At 64.2% G+C, this 279-nt stretch carries 1 protein-coding gene; it reads left to right on the top strand.

Annotation, left to right across the window (positions count from 1 at the left end; translation table 11 throughout):
* Nucleotides 1-18 precede the first annotated feature (18 nt).
* A partial coding sequence (locus tag EN853_RS33735; protein WP_281062260.1) for an MHYT domain-containing protein occupies nucleotides 19-279 on the top strand: 261 nt, incomplete at its 3' end.

Genomic DNA, 279 nt, shown 5'->3' with positions numbered 1-279 from the left:
GCCAGGAAGACCGTCGGCATGCAGATGCGGGGCTGGCTGTTCCTGACCGCGGTCGCGGCCGGCTCTTCGATCTGGTGTACGCATTTCATCGCCATGCTGGCCTATCAGCCCGGCGCGCCGATCACCTTCGATCCGGCGCTCACCATGATATCCCTTGTCATCGCCATTGTTGGAACCGGGGCGGGTTTCGGTCTTGCCCTCGACAAAAGCCGCGGCCTGGCGCCGGAATGGGGCGGATGCCTTGTCGGGCTGGCAATCTGTGCCATGCACTATACCGGC

The sequence above is a fragment of the Mesorhizobium sp. M1C.F.Ca.ET.210.01.1.1 genome (assembly GCF_004791585.1).
Taxonomy (GTDB): domain Bacteria; phylum Pseudomonadota; class Alphaproteobacteria; order Rhizobiales; family Rhizobiaceae; genus Mesorhizobium.
Note: the sequence above shows the minus strand (reverse complement) of the source record. Positions and strands in the feature narration are given on the sequence as shown.